Below are 15,368 nucleotides of genomic sequence, written 5' to 3' on the forward strand. Positions count from 1 at the left end.
TAATTGTGGTTTTTTTGTGCCTAAATTTTTAACAACCTATGGAATTGTTCGTTTTGAAAAGCGTACTTGACTTAGGCTATTAAATTAAACAAATTGTATGGTGTTACAACTTAGTGCATTATAAATGGTACTTTAAACCAGCTTAGGTTTAACCATGGCAAAGCTAATATTACTACTGTGTTTTTTAGGTGTCTGCACTGTCAGCATGGCAAATGAAGTGACGGTTTTTAAATGCACCATTAAAGGGGTGCCGACTTTCAGTCAAACTCCATGCGCTAAAGACGCTAAAGTGATCACGCTTAAAAACGTCAACATTATGCAAACCAATGCATTGCAATCTGAAAACGCCCTAGTTATCGATACCTCAGTTGATGACTACCTTGAGGTGCAACAAATAGAGCGCGATATTGTGCAGCTTGAGCTTAAAATAAAGCAATACCAACAAGAATACGCACAAAAGAAACAGCAAGTCGGTTACATGACCCAAGATAAAGCAAATCGTTTAGGCGCTAATTCGATTGCAGATGCAATTGCAACAGAAACTGCGGTACTTAAACAAAGGTTTGAGCCGCAAATAAAACAAGCACAACAACAAATAGCGGCACTCACTCAAAAAAAGCAACAGCTTAATCAGCAGCCTTAATTACCTTTTTCACCGTAGCAATAAACGCTTGTATCTCTGACGCGGTATTGTATATGTGCGGTGAAATACGAATACCGAGTTTGCGCACATCCACACTTATGTTTGCTGTCTCCAATGCCGCTAATACGGTTTGTTGATGCTCTGCAAAATCTAGAATAGCGGTACCACTGCACTGATCTTTATCGTTTGGCGATACTAAAAAAGCAGTCAGCTGCTGCTGAAGTAACGTTAACAACGCTAAGTTATGCGCTCTCACTTTATCCACACCAAACTGGGCAATATATTCAATGCTATTAGCAGCAATAACATAAGGGAGTATAGAAGGCGTCCCACCCCAAAACCTAAGTGTTTGAGCGTTATATTGAAAATGCGTAATATCAAACTCGAATGGATTTTGATGTGAAAACCAACCAACATCTTTTGGTTCACATTGCGTTATTTGCTGTGGATTTACCCATAAATAGGCCGCACCTGGCCCCCCGCATAACCACTTCACACTTGAGCCAATCATAAAATCGGCATTTAGCGCCGTTAGATCGACAGGAATAACCCCTGCCGATTGCGCCACATCAATTATTGAGAGTGTATTCGTGACTTTACTAAGCGCCACAATATCGTTCAGAGGTGCTTGTATACCCGTATTAGAATAAACATGACTAACAAAAACTCCATCAATCTCTGAGGTTAAATATCGCCGCCATACCTGTCTGTCACTTAAATCTTCATGCTCGGGGATGTAACGTATTGTTGCACATGCAGGGAGTGCTTTTTGCATTACAAACCCCATACTTGGAAAGTCGGCCTGCGCCATTAATACCGTGCACTGTGGTTTATTAAATACGGGGTGCGACATAAGCAATTTAGTTAAACCATTAGATAAGTTAACCTGAGGACAAAACTGCTCACTTGGCGCATTAAATAGCCGCCCTAATGCACCCGTAAAATTTTCTATAGCTGGTAGCCATTGCTGCCATGGCTCTTTGGCACTTTCCTGCCAAGGAGTAAAAAACTGCTCAGTAGCATTTTCTAAAGTACTTTTTAGAGGACGACCAACAGAGTGGCTTAATAAATAGCAGCCCCTTGGCATACAAAAATCATTTTTAGCCATATTAGTTAATCCACTGTTTTAGCGTATTTAAGTCATCAAAACGCGTATTAATATCGTCTCGCTTAGCTGCTGCACGTCTATCCCTTAATTTAGCTAAGGAATCGAGTAATACTGGCAAAGGCGGTCCACTGGCAGTGACTTTATTAATATGCTGTTGTTGCATTTGCTCTGACGGTTGGGCAATAAACTTTTCGACCAGTTGGTTATGATGACCGATAGCGGTGTCACCATGTAATTTACACACTTGTATAAATAGTTTGCCGTGCTTTTGAAACCACTCTGTATGTTTATATTGTTCGGCTTTTAAGAAGTCATCCATAAAGCTTTGCATACGCATGGCTTCTCGCAATATTTGTTGATCTTCTGGCATCATATATAAAAATTTATCCACCAGCATTTGCGAGTAACTCGGCTCATTTGCACTACAAAGTCCTAGCAGCATATCAATAACATTAATGCCGGCAAAATCTCCCGCATTTGCACCACGGTAAACTTCTTTACCTACCCGGTAAGGCTTGTAGTATGGGCGTACACAATTAAAAAAACGCTCGGTATCAAGTTGAGTATACAAGGCATTATTCGACGCTATTACATCAATAAGTGCCGTTTTAACCACCTCAAGTAGTTCAGCAGTGACGGGATGTGAAATGCCTAATGGCAATATTTTTAGTAAAGCATCACTCGCACGTTTATACGCTAAAATACCTTGGGTGTTGTAATCTAAAAAAAGGGCTTCATCATCAAGATTTGTAAACCGTTTATAGGTGCCATTAATGGCTTTATTATGGGTGGTTAAATGTGCGGTTGCAAAACGAGGGGTTACTCCAATAGAAGCACCAATATGCATAGCAAGCGCCGATGCTTCTATCAGCGGTGAACTATTCTCTCTGCTTGGCTCTGTAATTTCATGTCTACGGCAAGCCGCCATGAATAAACCTACATTACCAAGTAAATCAAATGCGCTATCAAATCCTTCGTCGGTATTACCTTCGGCTAATAAATCGCTGATCAACGCATTACCTTGCTCTTTCAAGGTTTGCTTTAAGTTATCCCCAACCCCTTCAACATTTGCTTTATCATCTTGTTGCCAATACAACTCTTCTAACTGAGAATTTAGAGCAACAAACTCAGACCTAATCCAATTATCAAATTTAGCAGTGTAAGAACTCATGACTACATCCTGTTATTATTATTTTTTAATGCTAGCAAAGATCCCAGAGGTTAAAACGCTAAAAAAAATAGCAAAAGCAGTTATTGTTAGCAATAATCACTATTACTAGACAAATAATTAATAAGATTCTATAGCTATGTTAGATAATAAAGATCAGCAGCTACTCGTTGCCTTGCAATCGCAAGCCCGAATGTCGGTATCAGAATTAGCCAATACCATTAATCTCTCGGATACTCCTACTCTAAGGCGCATTAAAAAACTTGAGCAAGAACAGGTTATTATTGGTTATCACGCAGCTATTAACCCTAAGTCACTCAATCTTAATGTACTGGTTTATGCTTTCGTGCGACTGTGTCAAAACTCAGTGAGTGCTGCACAACAGTTTGAACAACATGTAGAAAAACTACCGCATGTACTTGAGTGCTCAGTGATCTCAGGCAGCCACGACTATTTATTAAAAATTATCTCTCAGGATTTAGAAAGTTATGAGCAGTTTGTAAAGCACCAACTGGGAAGCTTAAGCTGTATCGCCAACATAGAATCAACCGTTGTATTAAAGCAGTCATTTAGTAAAAAACAGCTACCACTTTAAAATATACGCTTAGGTTAAGACCCTTTATTTTCGAAGTTAATTAGATAATAATTAGCTTTAGTATAAGCTTTTTGATTACACCTTTTTATAAACTAATCTTAGCAGCTCAAGCCTAAATAAAGATGACTCAGTATTTCTTTTGCCATCAAAATCAAACCTAAAAACAACGCTAATTTGAAAGTATTATATTTAATCAACATCTTGCAAAACCTATATAACTCGATAAGCTCTCAGAATGTCTTTGCGTATATTGCTATGTTAAATGAACACATACCCACATATAAAATTTATCAATAACTTAATAATAATCACGCGCTATAACTTAAGCACCTCTTTTTCCTTATGTACTTATGCTCGCAGTACCAAGATAAGGCTATTATTATGAGCCACTTTTCTCACCAATGGTTTAATAGCATCAACCAGATTGACGCAACAAAATGGCATCATTTTTTTGGCGATGATCCTTTTACTCAACACGCTTTTTTATACGCACTTGAACAAAGCCAATGTGTAAGCGCAAAAACAGGTTGGCAGCCTCATCACTTAGCCGTTTATGAAGGCGATGAACTCATTGCGCTTGCCCCTGGCTACTTAAAAGCGCACTCCTACGGTGAATATGTATTTGACTGGGCATGGGCTGAAGCTTATGAAAAAAATGGCTTAGATTATTACCCTAAATGGCTATGTGGTATTCCCTTTAGCCCGATTGAGGGACAAAGAATAGGTATTATGCATAGCAATCCAAAGCTAGTGTATAAGTACATAACAGAGCAACTTAATAGCCACTGCGTAGAACAGGCATGGTCAGGCTGGCATGTAAACTTTTGCGACAAAGCACAAGCCACCCATCTTTATGATACCGGTGCTATGCGAAGAATCGGCGTGCAGTTTCAATGGGTTAATAATAACTTTAAAGATTTTGACGATTTTTTAAAAACCTTTAATGCCCGAAAGCGTAAAGCCGTTAAAAAAGAGCGCGCTAAAATCACAGAGCAAAATATCAGTATTGAATGGCTCAAAGGCGAGAAAATCACTACCGCTACAATGCAGCTTTTTTGTGAGTTTTATCAACGCACTTATTTAAAACGATCGGGTCATTTAGGCTACTTAAACAGTGATTTTTTTAGCTTGTTACACGCTTTAATGGCTGACAAATTGCTCATTATGCTAGCCAAAAGAGACCAGCAAGTAATTGCCGCCACCTTAAGCTTAATTGGTGATAATACCCTTTACGGCCGTTATTGGGGTGCTAGTGAAGAGATAGATTCGCTTCACTTTGAGCTGTGTTATTACCAAGGGATTGATTATGCTATTAAGCATAACATTCAGTGCTTTAATGCTGGGGCACAAGGAGAGCATAAAATCGCTCGTGGTTTTCAACCGATAATCACTTACTCTGCCCATCACATTGTTCACCCCGATTTTAATAATGCCATTGCAGATTACTTAGAACGCGAATGCCAACATATCGAAATTTACAAACAACAATGTAGCACTTTATTGCCGTTTAAAAATGAGTAACTGATTATTTGCAGGCATCGCAGTATCGCTGAGTAACTTAAGCCCATATTGCACTGCAAGCTGCTCAACCGCTTCGAAATCACGAATACCACTAAGCGGATCGCGACTTTGCAATAAACTATTAAATTCATCATTACTGGGGCTGGTAAACTTCCCTTTATATTTGAAAGGGCCATATACACACACCACTCCTTGCTGGTTTAAGTGCTGATTTACTCCAGCAAAAAAACGCGTAATTAACTCCCAGCTCACTATGTGAAAAGTATTAGCAGTATATACCGCATCCACTTTATTTACTGGCCAAGAATAGTTTAGATCAAGTAATAAAGGCGGATGCAAGTTTGCCAGTTGCACCTCATCATGCCATAACTTTATTCCTTGATGATTAACCTCTCGATCACTGGTATACCATTGTAAATGTGGCAATTTTTTGGCAAAGAAAACACTATGCTGACCCGTCCCCGAGCCTATCTCAAGTACTGATGCTGCATTTTGCAATGCAGGCTGCAAAGCCTTAAGTATATGATTTTTATTATTTTCGCAGGCTTGTGAAAACGGTTTGGTCATACTGATGCACCTAAATTGCAAATGAATGCACAATAGTAAAACAAATTTCAGCTATTCTGTCGTGAGTAAATTGACCAAAATAATAAAATAACATCAATTTCAATACGTTAAATTATCTTTACCGAGCTGGTACGCTATATGCTTTTATTAAATTACTCACTTAATGAGTACTAAACTACAAAAGGATAACATTATGTATATTTCACCTTATACCGCAGTAGATGCTGCAATGGCAGTTACAGACAAAAGCCTAGATAAAACGAGTTATGAAACAGATTGTAGAGCAACGGTTATCGACTTACTTTCTCATGTAAAAAATACTCAAAAGGCACAAAACAAACATGAAACAGACCAAATATTTATTCTTGGCTACAATTAAAATTCTGTTTAGCCTTGTAACCGGCTGTTTATATAAATACATTATTTAAGTCGACTTAAAATCAGTTTAAGTCGACTTTTTATTTTGTTCCATCATTAGCTTACCTTGACGCCCTCTACTTTTTAGCTATACCGTTGTAAATAGTAATAACAGCACCATATCTTTTTATATAGCGTAGTTAAATGTCATATATTCTCTTTTATAGGAGTACTAATGAGTAACTTTAGAACAGAATCAGATAGCATGGGCACACTCAACGTGCCTGCTGACGCACTTTATAAAGCACAGACCCAACGCGCCATCAATAACTTTACGATCAGTAGCCTCACAATGCCGCAGCAATTTATTATTGCCTTAGCGTATATCAAGCAAGCCGCTGCAATAGCCAATTTCAAACTAGGCCATTTAGATAAAACGAAAGCAAATGCGATCGACCATGCCTGCCAAGAAATTATTGATGGTAAGCATTATGAGCATTTCCCCGTTGATATTTTTCAAACTGGCTCAGGTACTAGCTCAAATATGAATGCTAATGAGGTCATTGCGAGCTTAGCCTCAAAACAAGCTAACCAAGCTATTCACCCAAATGACGATGTGAATATGGGGCAAAGCTCTAATGACGTTATTCCCACTGCGATTGCTTTGAGTAGTGCGATCAGCGTTGATAAAAAATTACTGCCAGCACTAGCAAATTTAGCAGACGCCTTAGAGCAAAAAAAAGCAGACATCGGCCACATAGTTAAAACTGGGCGCACTCATTTAATGGATGCAATGCCAATAACTTTTGAGCAAACACTCAGCGCATGGCAATCGCAGGTAAAGCATGCAGCTAGCGGTATTGAGCATGCACTAATACGTGTCTGTGAGCTAGCGCAAGGTGGCACAGCAGTAGGTACAGGTATTAATGCCGACCCACAATTTGCCGCTCTATTTTCCACACAGCTAACTGAAAAGGTAGGGATTCAATTTACCCCTAGCGATAACTTTTTTTATAATATTGGATCACAAGATGCGATTGTCGCTTTATCAGGACAGCTAAAAGTCTATGCAGTTGCACAAATGAAAATAGCCAACGATTTACGCTGGATGAACTCAGGCCCACTTGCGGGACTTTCAGAAATTGAACTTGAAGCATTACAGCCTGGCTCATCAATTATGCCGGGTAAAGTGAATCCGGTGATCCCAGAAGCCGCTGCAATGGTTAGCGCCCAAGTCATTGGTAACGACGCAACCATTACGGTTGCAGGCCAAGCTGGCAACTTTGAGCTTAACGTAATGCTGCCGGTAATCGCTTACAATATTTTGCAAAGTACCGAGATACTCGCTAATAGCGCGCAAGTGTTGGCAGATAAAGCCATTGCTAGCTTTAAAGTTAATCAAACTCAGATAGATAAAGCATTAACTAAAAACCCGATTTTAGTGACTGCGCTAAACCCTGTTATTGGCTACGAAAAAGCAGCAAAAATTGCTAAGCAAGCTTATCAGCAAGCACAGCCAATTATTGATATCGCTGAGCAAGAAACCGACCTATCTCGATCAGAATTAGAGGCATTACTCAATCCAGCTAAATTAACGCAAGGCGGGTTAACTTAAAAACTCTCCTTATCACCTCTTTAATATGTTGATAGTAGAGTTTTTATTGCTGTAATGAATGCACAGTGTATGATAGTGATGAATAATTCATCACTATCAGGAACGATTATGCGTACTCCATTACTCGCTCTACTGCTACCGCTTTGCTTAACGGCGTGCTTAGAAACAACCTCAAATAAAACTGAGCAAACTAAAACCAATGCGGTAGAAAATACGTCTACGCCGATACCGCAACAAAAATTACCACAAGCGAATAAGCAAAATAAAATAGCACAGCCATTACCTGCTGATGCAGCAAAAGAAGTGTCGCTTGATGATATTAAAACAGCAAAAGATAAGCTAAACAGCCTCATAGCAGATAAGCAATGTTCAACGAGTTCACAGTGTAAAGTGAATGCTGTTGGTAGCCGTGCCTGTGGTGGACCGAGCGATTATATTGTGTACTCTACACAAAGCGCCCCCCAAAAACAGGTTTCAGCCCTAAGCGATACAATTACTCAATTGGAAAGTACTTATAATGCGCAAAAAGGCATGATGAGTATTTGCCAACATTTAACTGCGCCTAGTACCCAGTGCGTTGAAAATAAATGTGTTAAACTTGAAGGCTCTGCGGTAAGTGTATTTTAAGGATTAGATTATGAGTTGTTTGTCATCCGTAATTAAACTATCAGCTGCCAGTGTTGTCATGACTATGCTGCTTAGCGGTTGCAGTAGCGCACTAACACCAAGCACAGCTCAAAACGCGAGTGAATCTGTTTTAAATACTCAGCTTAATGAGCTTACAAGTAATAAAAGCTGCACAGCCAGTTATCAATGTAAGGTGTTAGGTGTTGGCTCGCGTGTCTGTGGGGGCCCGAGTAAGTATGTTGTGTATTCAACATTAAATAATTCTCAAAAGCATGCCGAGCAATTAGCACAAAAAATCACTCAGCAAGAACAAAAAAATAACACTGCGCTTGAGTTCGATGACTGTTCACCAGTGCTAGAAGTTCACTCTTTATGTATTGATAACCAATGTAAAACCGTTAATTACCAGTAGCAGTTCGTTTCGGTGTTAATTTAATAGTGGTATTAACACCGAAATAACCACTACCATGAAAATACATACACCAGCCTTAAAAATGTATTCCAAAGGCATGTTCTTTTGTACCCAATAAGCATATATAAAACGCACAAAGTAGCTTGCCGCTGTGCCAAATAACGCAAACATAAGTAAGTAGGCAATCAATATAATATTCACAGCTGCACTTCTTTAGAAATAATAACCTCAGTGTAAGTATTTTATATAAAGAAGGCAAAAGGGTTACTTAGTCTTTTTTGTATGCTCAATGAGTAGATCTGCTACCTGTTGCTTTACCGCTCTTTTATCATCTACTGCAACTTCAAACCGACTAGCCAATTGCGCTATTTCATCATCATTTAAATTAAACGATAAACGCTGCCGTGTTTTTTTAGACTTTACATCAAGGCCTAAAATTTTGCGGATCATATCTGAGGGAGTAAGTTCTTGGTCGATAGCTTGTTTTTTTATCGACTTTTGTACCTCACTACTCAAATCAAAGGCCATTTGCGTGGCGCGCACAGCTTGCTCTTGGCGCAACCACTTGTCTTTAGTATCACTCACTGGGCATCTCCAGGAAACAAGTCAACGATATCGCTAATTGGGCGAGTTAATGTCAGTGATACTTCTGTTTCACCTCCCTCCCAAATTTCGATATTAACGCTATGCCCTTCATCGGGTGACGCTAAACAAATCATTTCACAGGGTTCACCACCGTCTTGCTCATAGCGAGGTAGCGCTTGGCCACGAAAATCTTTATTATGAAAATAACATACATAAGGTGATTCGCTTTGTTGATAACTGCCAGCTAAAAACTGCATTAAGCGCTCAGGCGTATTTTTAACTGTAATATGCGTTAACGATTCTTCATCAAAAATACGTGAAAACTCATCCAAACCAAATACTTCATCAACATCATCACGCTGAATCTTTATTGAGAAATTAGCCCACTGCTCACCATCGTTTTGTTCTATTTGTAAAAACACCACTTGGCCTGTGTTAGTTTCAAGTACGAATTCAGTATCACTACTATGTTGGTACTGATACGTTTGCACATCAATAACGCGAAGTGTTTGGCCTTTGAGCCATGCAGGATAAGCAAACGAGTCAATCACTGTAAACATGTCACCTTTTTTAAGGTCACTCGCGTGATTAAGCTGACGTTCTGGCTTTTTTTTAGATTTGAAAAAATTAAACATATAAGGTGCCTCTGTAAGCAAAAAAGGTAACGGAGCAAAACTCGGTTACCTTTTTAATATGGTTCTAAATGTTAGCTATTTTGCTTCGCTTTAATGCGCGCTAAAATATCAGCACTTTTTGGATTGGTATCACCAATACCCGCTTCAGCCATTTTAGCTTTTAAATCATCGCCATTAACATCTGCTTCTAGAGACTTTGCAGCACCTAATTGATCAGTACGGTCTTGTTGGCGTTGCTTAATGCGCTCAAGCGACTGACGAGCTGATGTCATCGACGAGCTATTAGTATTAAGCGTGCTATTTACAGCCATTGTCGCTTGTTGAACGCTTTCTGTGGTTTTAACCATAGTAAGCTGACGCTGGTTTTCTTTAATTGATTTTTCAGCATCTTTAACTTGCTGCTTCAAGGTCACTATGTGATTAGTAAAGCCCGCTAATACTTGCTCGTGTTCGGCTTTCTCAGCTTCAAAGTCACCAATTTTTTCTGCAATTTCTAATGCTAATGCTTCATTCCCTTTTTCAAGGGCTTGACCTGCATACGCTTCGTGCTCAGCAATTGATGCATCTACTGCGCTAATTTTACGTTTGGTTTGCATCTCTTTAGCCATTACTTCTGTCAGGCTTTTTTTAGCACGATTTAGTGCATTTTGTGCATCGGCAATTTCTTGTTCAAAAATACGAATACCATTCGCATCAACAATTGCTTCGCCCGCTTCACGCGCGCCACCACGTACCGCTGTAAATAATTTTTTTAAAATACTCATAATCTTAACTCCAAAAACTTGTTTATATCCTATTAGGTAAAGCGAGAGCCATATACTATTAGCAATCAGCACTTACCTAGGCGGGTATCCTAATCGTTTAAATACAAGGTCACGGCTTCTAGTGCATCAATTGCGTTATCCGCTAACGTCACTAGTTCGTGGGTAACGTCATCTAATGATGAATTTACCGAAAGTGCACCAAAAATCGCATATTTATTATCAATTTTGGCAAATGCACTTAGCGGAATTGGCACGTTTAAACGCAGTAGTGTTTCGTTTAACTCGTCGCGTAACTCGCTTTTTACTTCGTCTTCACCAAACAAGTAGCTAATACATAATAATTGCTCTTGTGTTTGGGTAACAAAAATTGGAAGCTCATCGTTTCCATCAACAATGACTTGTAAAACATCTTGCTCACCTGGATTGGCAATCAAGAAAGACTCAAAGTTAGCACCCTCAGTTTCAAAAGACGCTAATTTTATTGAAAGTTCATTTAATTCCATGTCTCTGCCTTTTTGTCGTTTGACATATTATGTCTGAGTTAAGATTCGCATGGCCGACATATTATGTCAACCATGTTTTATTAATTTTTATACAATTCACTTTCTATTTGCCAAGCAGCCCGGTAATAATCATATAAACGACCAGAACCTAACCTATTGACTTCAATATCGTTAACTTGTTCAAAATAGTTATTAGGAAATGCAAAACTGGCTAATAAATATTTTTTACTAATCCACCGAGATGGCACTGGCATATCCGTTATATTGCTAATACGTGCACTTGGTGATTGCCCCATTTTAGTAGCAATAGTCCACCCCCACTGACCAAACGAAGGGATGTTTTGCTGATATTGCTCTACATAATCAAAACCTGCGGCTTTAACGGTTTTAGCAATACTTAAAAATGCCTTTTTTGCATGATAAGGCGAGGTTGACTGTACCGCCATAGCACCATCAGGTGCCAATAATTGACGCACATGGTTATAAAAATAGTCGCTATACATCTTATTCAGATCGGGATGATTAGGGTCTGGCAGGTCAATTAGGATAGTATCGAACTGCTTTGACTGATCCAGTAGCCTCTCAACTTCTAAAAATGCATCACCCACAATAATAATTGCTCGGGGGTCATGCATCGATTCATTATTGAGTGCCACTAATCGCTGTTTAATATCATCAGGCGGTGTGTATTTGTTATCTGTATGACCAAATAAATTGAGTAGCTGTCCATCTAAATCAATTAAAGTCACTTCCTCAACCGGCCACTTTAATACATCACGCATGGCCAATCCGTCACCGCCACCAATAATCAAAACACGGTCATGACGATTAGATGCGAGCATTGCAGGATAAACCAGCATTGAGTGATATATTTGCTCATCTACACTAGAGAACTGCAAACGACCATTTAAGTATAGATCGGTGATTGGCTGTGGCTGATTTTTACTTAAGCGTTCGGTTAACACCACATGCTGGTATTTCGTTGCTTGGGAATAAATAACTTTATCTTTGTATAGTACGTTACTTAGATTATCCATCCAGCTACTACCAAACTGCAAAATAAAAGCGAATAACACCAGCAATAATATATGGCAAACCAATAGCAACTTAGCAAAGCGTACATAGCTATGGTAACGCCATAAAAAGGCAAGGCCGGCAATAATGTTAAATAGCGCTGTCCAAGCAGCGGCTTGCATTATTGGCATCGCGAGCATAATACTCACCCAAATTGCCGCGCCAATACCGGCGCCAATATAGTCAGCCCCATATATAGTGCCGGCGTTATTTTCTAAAAAACGTCCATAAACATGCTGGCGAATACGCGCAATAAGCGGTATTTCCATACCAATAAATAGCCCTAATATTAAGCCAAATACATAGGGTAAAAAGCGAGACCACTCTTGCAGCTTTTGAAACACATAACCATTAAGAATAACGTCAGGTGGAATATTAAAAATACTTGAGAATAAATGAGGGAGTGAATAACTAACAGCAATGATACTGGCAATGGCTAATATACAGCCCATACCTATGAGCGCAATAATGCTTTCTAGCCAGGCAAATGCGGTAAAGGCATCTTTAAACCAACGCGCTAAAAATGCCCCCATCCCCATAGCTACAATCATAGTGCCTATCATGGCGTAAATTGCACTCTCAACTGAGCCTAGTACTCGGCCAGCGTAATGAGAAAGTAAGTATTCATAAATAAGGCCGCACCCTGCGAGTACGGCCATAACAGTGATCAGTAAAATATCATGCCCAAGTAAATTAAATTTACTTGGGGAAGCTTGAGTTGATGACACGTGATTATGCACCCAGTAGTGTGGCCATAGTGATCCCGACAGCAAATGACACTGCTGCAGAAATAGCGGCAACACCCACATTCTTTTGACGATTCACTTCATCTGAAATATTACACCCAGCAAGAATGATTTTAATCGTCAGTAAGTGCAGTAAAATGAAAGCAACCAAACTAACAACGGCACTTAGCGCCCAGTAAAGTAAACTCGCGTTAATATTATCCGCAGCATAGGGAGCAATACCTGTTGCAGCAGTAATGGCTAATGCACTACCAATTAAAAAGCCGGCATAGCGAACACCTACTGCTAAATTACCATCAACAATGGCTTGTTGTAGGCAATCACCGCTTTTATTGGTACGTTTAAATAATTGCACTCGGTATTGGCTTACTAAAAGCAGTACCACACTACCAATCACAAAAGCGGCAATCACAATAGGAATGCCATGCCAGCCTTCGGTAGCAACCCACAATAGTGCAGAGCGAATAACCACCGCAACACTAACTACATGGCCAAAATCAATAATTGACGCAGTAACGTTACCTTTGACTATTTCGTTATGTAAGCTTACTTTACGCAATGCCACTTTATCTTGAAAAAAGTGACCCAGCTTTATAAGCAAAATTGCTAATGCACCATAGCCAAGCATTAACAGAGCTTCTTTTTGTAACGTAGCAGCAAAAGCACCACTACTTACACCCGTTAATACAATCGCAAGGGCAACTAAGCCAGCGGCAAAGCTTATTCCGAATGCAAAGTTATCTCGCTCGGTAATTTCATCATTAGCATGTAAATTAGACACCCAACCTTTAATATACTTTAGGCTCACAAACAGTAAGATGATAATTGCAAAGTCTACTGACAGTGCTTGCAAAGACCACATAGTTATTCCATTAAATTCATACATATTATTCTAACTCCAACGTTATTCTTTACTTACCACGACTTACGCCGCGCGAGGTTCTGCTACTGCTATTACGAACCGATCCTGAATTATTGCTATAACTACTCGCTCTTGAGTAACTGCTGCGACTTTTAGGCGGCGTATAACTGCTGCGACTCAAACCTGATGCACCTGTTTTTTTACTCGCATAAGGACTAGTGAACTGCTTGCCTTGGCGTTGGTAAGATTGTCGTGTACGTGTTTCTAACGCACTTTGGGTTTTTATTTGTTTAGGGCTTGAGTAACGAGTACGACCATAGTCATTGTAGTAACTATACTTGCGGCGTTTACTCCAACTTCCGTATTCAACTCGGTCAAATACATCACCCAAAATACGGTACATGCCGTACCATTGCCAAAAACTAATACCGCTACTATTCGTTTGCCAATTACCATAGTTAGGATTACCTACCATTTGGTTACCAACCCCTTGGCCTTCAGCTTTTTGGCTTATAGCGCCAACTCGTGCCAAAGAGCCATTCGACATATCCGCAAGCATATTAATAGGATCGGTTAAGGCATCAGAAAATAACGTTGGCTTGGCCGCCTCACGCAATAAATCAATATTGTATAAAGTGTCTTCGTAAGGAGGAATTAAGTAATTACCCTTAATATCATCAAGACGTTGGGTTAAGCCACTATAAAGGGCTCCTTGGCGTGTGGCATCAAGGCTAACGACATCAACAACCTTACTGAGTTCAGGCTGCTGTTGTTTAAGGATACGACTGTATTCTTTAAGAATAATCGCATTACGTATACTACCATTATCAAGTGCTTTACCAAGCTGAGTAAGCTCGACATCGGCCTTTTTAATGGACTCTTGAATTGTTTGTTGTAGCTGTTCTTCTTTAGATTGACAACCAATCAGTGCTGTAAACAAACAAAACAGGCTGAGAAGTTTCCAAGCTTTTATATTCGACATTCATGTCACCTGATTTACTAAATTATCCTAGATAGTTTTACACAGGACAGTTATTAAACCAACAATGAAATTGCAACAAGATGATAATTTAGGGACTAGTTTAAAGATGCAAGGAGAATAACTAAGATCAGTAAAGACGGAGTGCTGATGGTAATACTTCAAAACTGAGGGCTGTATACTGACTATATTTGGAGTGGGTGCGCTACTTCGTTGTGATGACGCAGTAGAATGCCTTAGGGTCGGCTCTGATCAATTCTCTTCCTTTAACCTAATACCTTCTTTTACTTTATTCCAAACGTAAAAAAGCCCGACTCATCCTCTGTCGTGTTCTTCGTGTTCTTTTATCCGTGGGTTTCGTGATACTCAACCCATGCTACGGTTGTCTGATTAACGCAGTGCAACTGATAGCTGACGGCTGATAGCTAGTATTTTCACTTTCCTGCAGACGTAAAAAAGCCCGACTCTTTCGAGTCGGGCTTTCTTGTATTTGGAGCCTGGTAATGACCTACTTTCACATAACAAATGCTACACTATCATCGGCGCTGTTTCGTTTCACTACTGAGTTCGGCATGGGGTCAGGTGGGGCCAAAACGCTATTGTCCCC

The 15,368-nt window shown here is 39.6% G+C and carries 18 protein-coding genes and 1 rRNA gene; 7 read left to right on the top strand and 12 right to left on the bottom strand.

The genetic code is table 11. From position 1 onward, the window contains the following. The first annotated feature begins 154 nt into the window (after positions 1-154). Positions 155-643 (top strand): RNA-binding protein, encoded by a 489-nt coding sequence (locus CWB76_RS18585; protein WP_138609620.1) that lies wholly within the window; start codon positions 155-157, stop codon positions 641-643. On the opposite strand, the gene CWB76_RS18590 is transcribed toward CWB76_RS18585, so the two are convergent. Together CWB76_RS18590 and CWB76_RS18595 are read right to left on the bottom strand one after the other, a co-directional pair. Beyond that, positions 627-1,751, bottom strand: coding sequence for an aminotransferase class V-fold PLP-dependent enzyme (locus CWB76_RS18590; RefSeq protein ID WP_138609622.1), 1,125 nt, complete (start codon positions 1,749-1,751; stop codon positions 627-629). The two genes, CWB76_RS18585 and CWB76_RS18590, sit on opposite strands and share 17 nt — an antisense overlap. Position 1,752: 1 nt before the next feature. After that, the gene (locus CWB76_RS18595; protein ID WP_138609624.1) at positions 1,753-2,922 is read right to left on the bottom strand and encodes a PrnB family protein; all 1,170 of its coding nucleotides are present in this window, start codon (positions 2,920-2,922) and stop codon (positions 1,753-1,755) included. Positions 2,923-3,058: 136 nt separating this feature from the next. Here CWB76_RS18595 and CWB76_RS18600 point away from each other — a divergent pair, with 136 nt between their 5' ends. Continuing rightward, positions 3,059-3,514 (top strand): Lrp/AsnC family transcriptional regulator, encoded by a 456-nt coding sequence (locus tag CWB76_RS18600; RefSeq protein WP_010392556.1) that lies wholly within the window; start codon positions 3,059-3,061, stop codon positions 3,512-3,514. A 381-nt stretch (positions 3,515-3,895) separates the two neighbouring features. Then, positions 3,896-5,035, top strand: a complete 1,140-nt coding sequence (locus CWB76_RS18605) for a GNAT family N-acetyltransferase (protein WP_138609626.1) — start codon at positions 3,896-3,898, stop codon at positions 5,033-5,035. On the opposite strand, the gene CWB76_RS18610 is transcribed toward CWB76_RS18605, so the two are convergent. Continuing rightward, positions 5,012-5,602, bottom strand: a complete 591-nt coding sequence (locus tag CWB76_RS18610; protein ID WP_138609628.1) for a DUF938 domain-containing protein — start codon at positions 5,600-5,602, stop codon at positions 5,012-5,014. The two genes, CWB76_RS18605 and CWB76_RS18610, sit on opposite strands and share 24 nt — an antisense overlap. 193 nt (positions 5,603-5,795) lie before the next feature. Here CWB76_RS18610 and CWB76_RS18615 point away from each other — a divergent pair, with 193 nt between their 5' ends. The 4 genes from CWB76_RS18615 (at position 5,796) to CWB76_RS18630 (ending at position 8,613) form a co-directional block, all read left to right on the top strand. Continuing rightward, positions 5,796-5,981: a hypothetical protein gene (locus CWB76_RS18615; RefSeq protein WP_008113269.1), complete on the top strand. Its 186-nt coding sequence runs from the start codon at positions 5,796-5,798 to the stop codon at positions 5,979-5,981. Positions 5,982-6,194: 213 nt separating this feature from the next. Beyond that, on the top strand, positions 6,195-7,574 hold the full coding sequence (locus CWB76_RS18620) for a class II fumarate hydratase (RefSeq protein WP_138609630.1): 1,380 nt from the start codon (positions 6,195-6,197) through the stop codon (positions 7,572-7,574). Positions 7,575-7,682: 108 nt separating this feature from the next. Beyond that, positions 7,683-8,201: a hypothetical protein gene (locus CWB76_RS18625; RefSeq protein ID WP_010392545.1), complete on the top strand. Its 519-nt coding sequence runs from the start codon at positions 7,683-7,685 to the stop codon at positions 8,199-8,201. A gap of 10 nt (positions 8,202-8,211) precedes the next feature. Then, positions 8,212-8,613: a hypothetical protein gene (locus tag CWB76_RS18630; RefSeq protein WP_010392543.1), complete on the top strand. Its 402-nt coding sequence runs from the start codon at positions 8,212-8,214 to the stop codon at positions 8,611-8,613. A 15-nt stretch (positions 8,614-8,628) separates the two neighbouring features. Here CWB76_RS18630 and CWB76_RS18635 read toward each other — a convergent pair whose 3' ends face one another. The 9 genes from CWB76_RS18635 to rrf form a co-directional block, all read right to left on the bottom strand. Beyond that, positions 8,629-8,814, bottom strand: a complete 186-nt coding sequence (locus CWB76_RS18635; RefSeq protein ID WP_021033113.1) for a hypothetical protein — start codon at positions 8,812-8,814, stop codon at positions 8,629-8,631. A gap of 63 nt (positions 8,815-8,877) precedes the next feature. Beyond that, positions 8,878-9,198 carry a hypothetical protein gene (locus CWB76_RS18640; protein WP_138609632.1) on the bottom strand — a complete coding sequence of 107 codons (321 nt, stop codon included), beginning with the start codon at positions 9,196-9,198 and terminating at the stop codon, positions 8,878-8,880. Further along, on the bottom strand, positions 9,195-9,833 hold the full coding sequence (locus tag CWB76_RS18645; protein ID WP_138609634.1) for a DUF4178 domain-containing protein: 639 nt from the start codon (positions 9,831-9,833) through the stop codon (positions 9,195-9,197). Before CWB76_RS18645 ends, CWB76_RS18640 begins: the two co-directional genes overlap by 4 nt. 71 nt (positions 9,834-9,904) lie before the next feature. Continuing rightward, complete coding sequence (locus CWB76_RS18650; protein ID WP_055013441.1) at positions 9,905-10,597, bottom strand: PspA/IM30 family protein; 693 nt, start codon at positions 10,595-10,597, stop codon at positions 9,905-9,907. 89 nt (positions 10,598-10,686) lie between these two features. After that, positions 10,687-11,100 carry a YjfI family protein gene (locus CWB76_RS18655; protein WP_008113284.1) on the bottom strand — a complete coding sequence of 138 codons (414 nt, stop codon included), beginning with the start codon at positions 11,098-11,100 and terminating at the stop codon, positions 10,687-10,689. A gap of 80 nt (positions 11,101-11,180) precedes the next feature. Beyond that, a complete protein-coding gene (locus CWB76_RS18660) occupies positions 11,181-12,902 on the bottom strand; it encodes a polyamine aminopropyltransferase (protein ID WP_138609636.1) in 1,722 nt (573 codons plus the stop codon). Positions 12,903-12,906: 4 nt separating this feature from the next. Further along, the gene (locus CWB76_RS18665) at positions 12,907-13,806 is read right to left on the bottom strand and encodes a DUF350 domain-containing protein (RefSeq protein WP_041709155.1); all 900 of its coding nucleotides are present in this window, start codon (positions 13,804-13,806) and stop codon (positions 12,907-12,909) included. Positions 13,807-13,831: 25 nt separating this feature from the next. After that, on the bottom strand, positions 13,832-14,764 hold the full coding sequence (locus CWB76_RS18670; protein WP_008113289.1) for a hypothetical protein: 933 nt from the start codon (positions 14,762-14,764) through the stop codon (positions 13,832-13,834). A 492-nt stretch (positions 14,765-15,256) separates the two neighbouring features. Further along, positions 15,257-15,368, bottom strand: a 5S ribosomal RNA gene (rrf, locus tag CWB76_RS18675); the annotation flags it as partial.

The sequence above is a fragment of the Pseudoalteromonas sp. S1609 genome (genome assembly GCF_005887255.1).
Lineage (GTDB): Bacteria > Pseudomonadota > Gammaproteobacteria > Enterobacterales > Alteromonadaceae > Pseudoalteromonas.

Excerpts from the sequence above, each read along its gene's own strand:
- CWB76_RS18585 (WP_138609620.1), top strand. The coding sequence starts at position 155 with ATGGCAAAGCTAATATTACTACTGTGTTTTTTAGGTGTCTGCACTGTC.
- CWB76_RS18590 (WP_138609622.1), bottom strand. The coding sequence starts at position 1,751 with ATGGCTAAAAATGATTTTTGTATGCCAAGGGGCTGCTATTTATTAAGC.
- CWB76_RS18595 (WP_138609624.1), bottom strand. The coding sequence starts at position 2,922 with ATGAGTTCTTACACTGCTAAATTTGATAATTGGATTAGGTCTGAGTTT.
- CWB76_RS18600 (WP_010392556.1), top strand. The coding sequence starts at position 3,059 with ATGTTAGATAATAAAGATCAGCAGCTACTCGTTGCCTTGCAATCGCAA.
- CWB76_RS18605 (WP_138609626.1), top strand. The coding sequence starts at position 3,896 with ATGAGCCACTTTTCTCACCAATGGTTTAATAGCATCAACCAGATTGAC.
- CWB76_RS18610 (WP_138609628.1), bottom strand. The coding sequence starts at position 5,602 with ATGACCAAACCGTTTTCACAAGCCTGCGAAAATAATAAAAATCATATA.
- CWB76_RS18615 (WP_008113269.1), top strand. The coding sequence starts at position 5,796 with ATGTATATTTCACCTTATACCGCAGTAGATGCTGCAATGGCAGTTACA.
- CWB76_RS18620 (WP_138609630.1), top strand. The coding sequence starts at position 6,195 with ATGAGTAACTTTAGAACAGAATCAGATAGCATGGGCACACTCAACGTG.
- CWB76_RS18625 (WP_010392545.1), top strand. The coding sequence starts at position 7,683 with ATGCGTACTCCATTACTCGCTCTACTGCTACCGCTTTGCTTAACGGCG.
- CWB76_RS18630 (WP_010392543.1), top strand. The coding sequence starts at position 8,212 with ATGAGTTGTTTGTCATCCGTAATTAAACTATCAGCTGCCAGTGTTGTC.
- CWB76_RS18645 (WP_138609634.1), bottom strand. The coding sequence starts at position 9,833 with ATGTTTAATTTTTTCAAATCTAAAAAAAAGCCAGAACGTCAGCTTAAT.
- CWB76_RS18650 (WP_055013441.1), bottom strand. The coding sequence starts at position 10,597 with ATGAGTATTTTAAAAAAATTATTTACAGCGGTACGTGGTGGCGCGCGT.
- CWB76_RS18655 (WP_008113284.1), bottom strand. The coding sequence starts at position 11,100 with ATGGAATTAAATGAACTTTCAATAAAATTAGCGTCTTTTGAAACTGAG.
- CWB76_RS18665 (WP_041709155.1), bottom strand. The coding sequence starts at position 13,806 with ATGTATGAATTTAATGGAATAACTATGTGGTCTTTGCAAGCACTGTCA.
- CWB76_RS18670 (WP_008113289.1), bottom strand. The coding sequence starts at position 14,764 with ATGTCGAATATAAAAGCTTGGAAACTTCTCAGCCTGTTTTGTTTGTTT.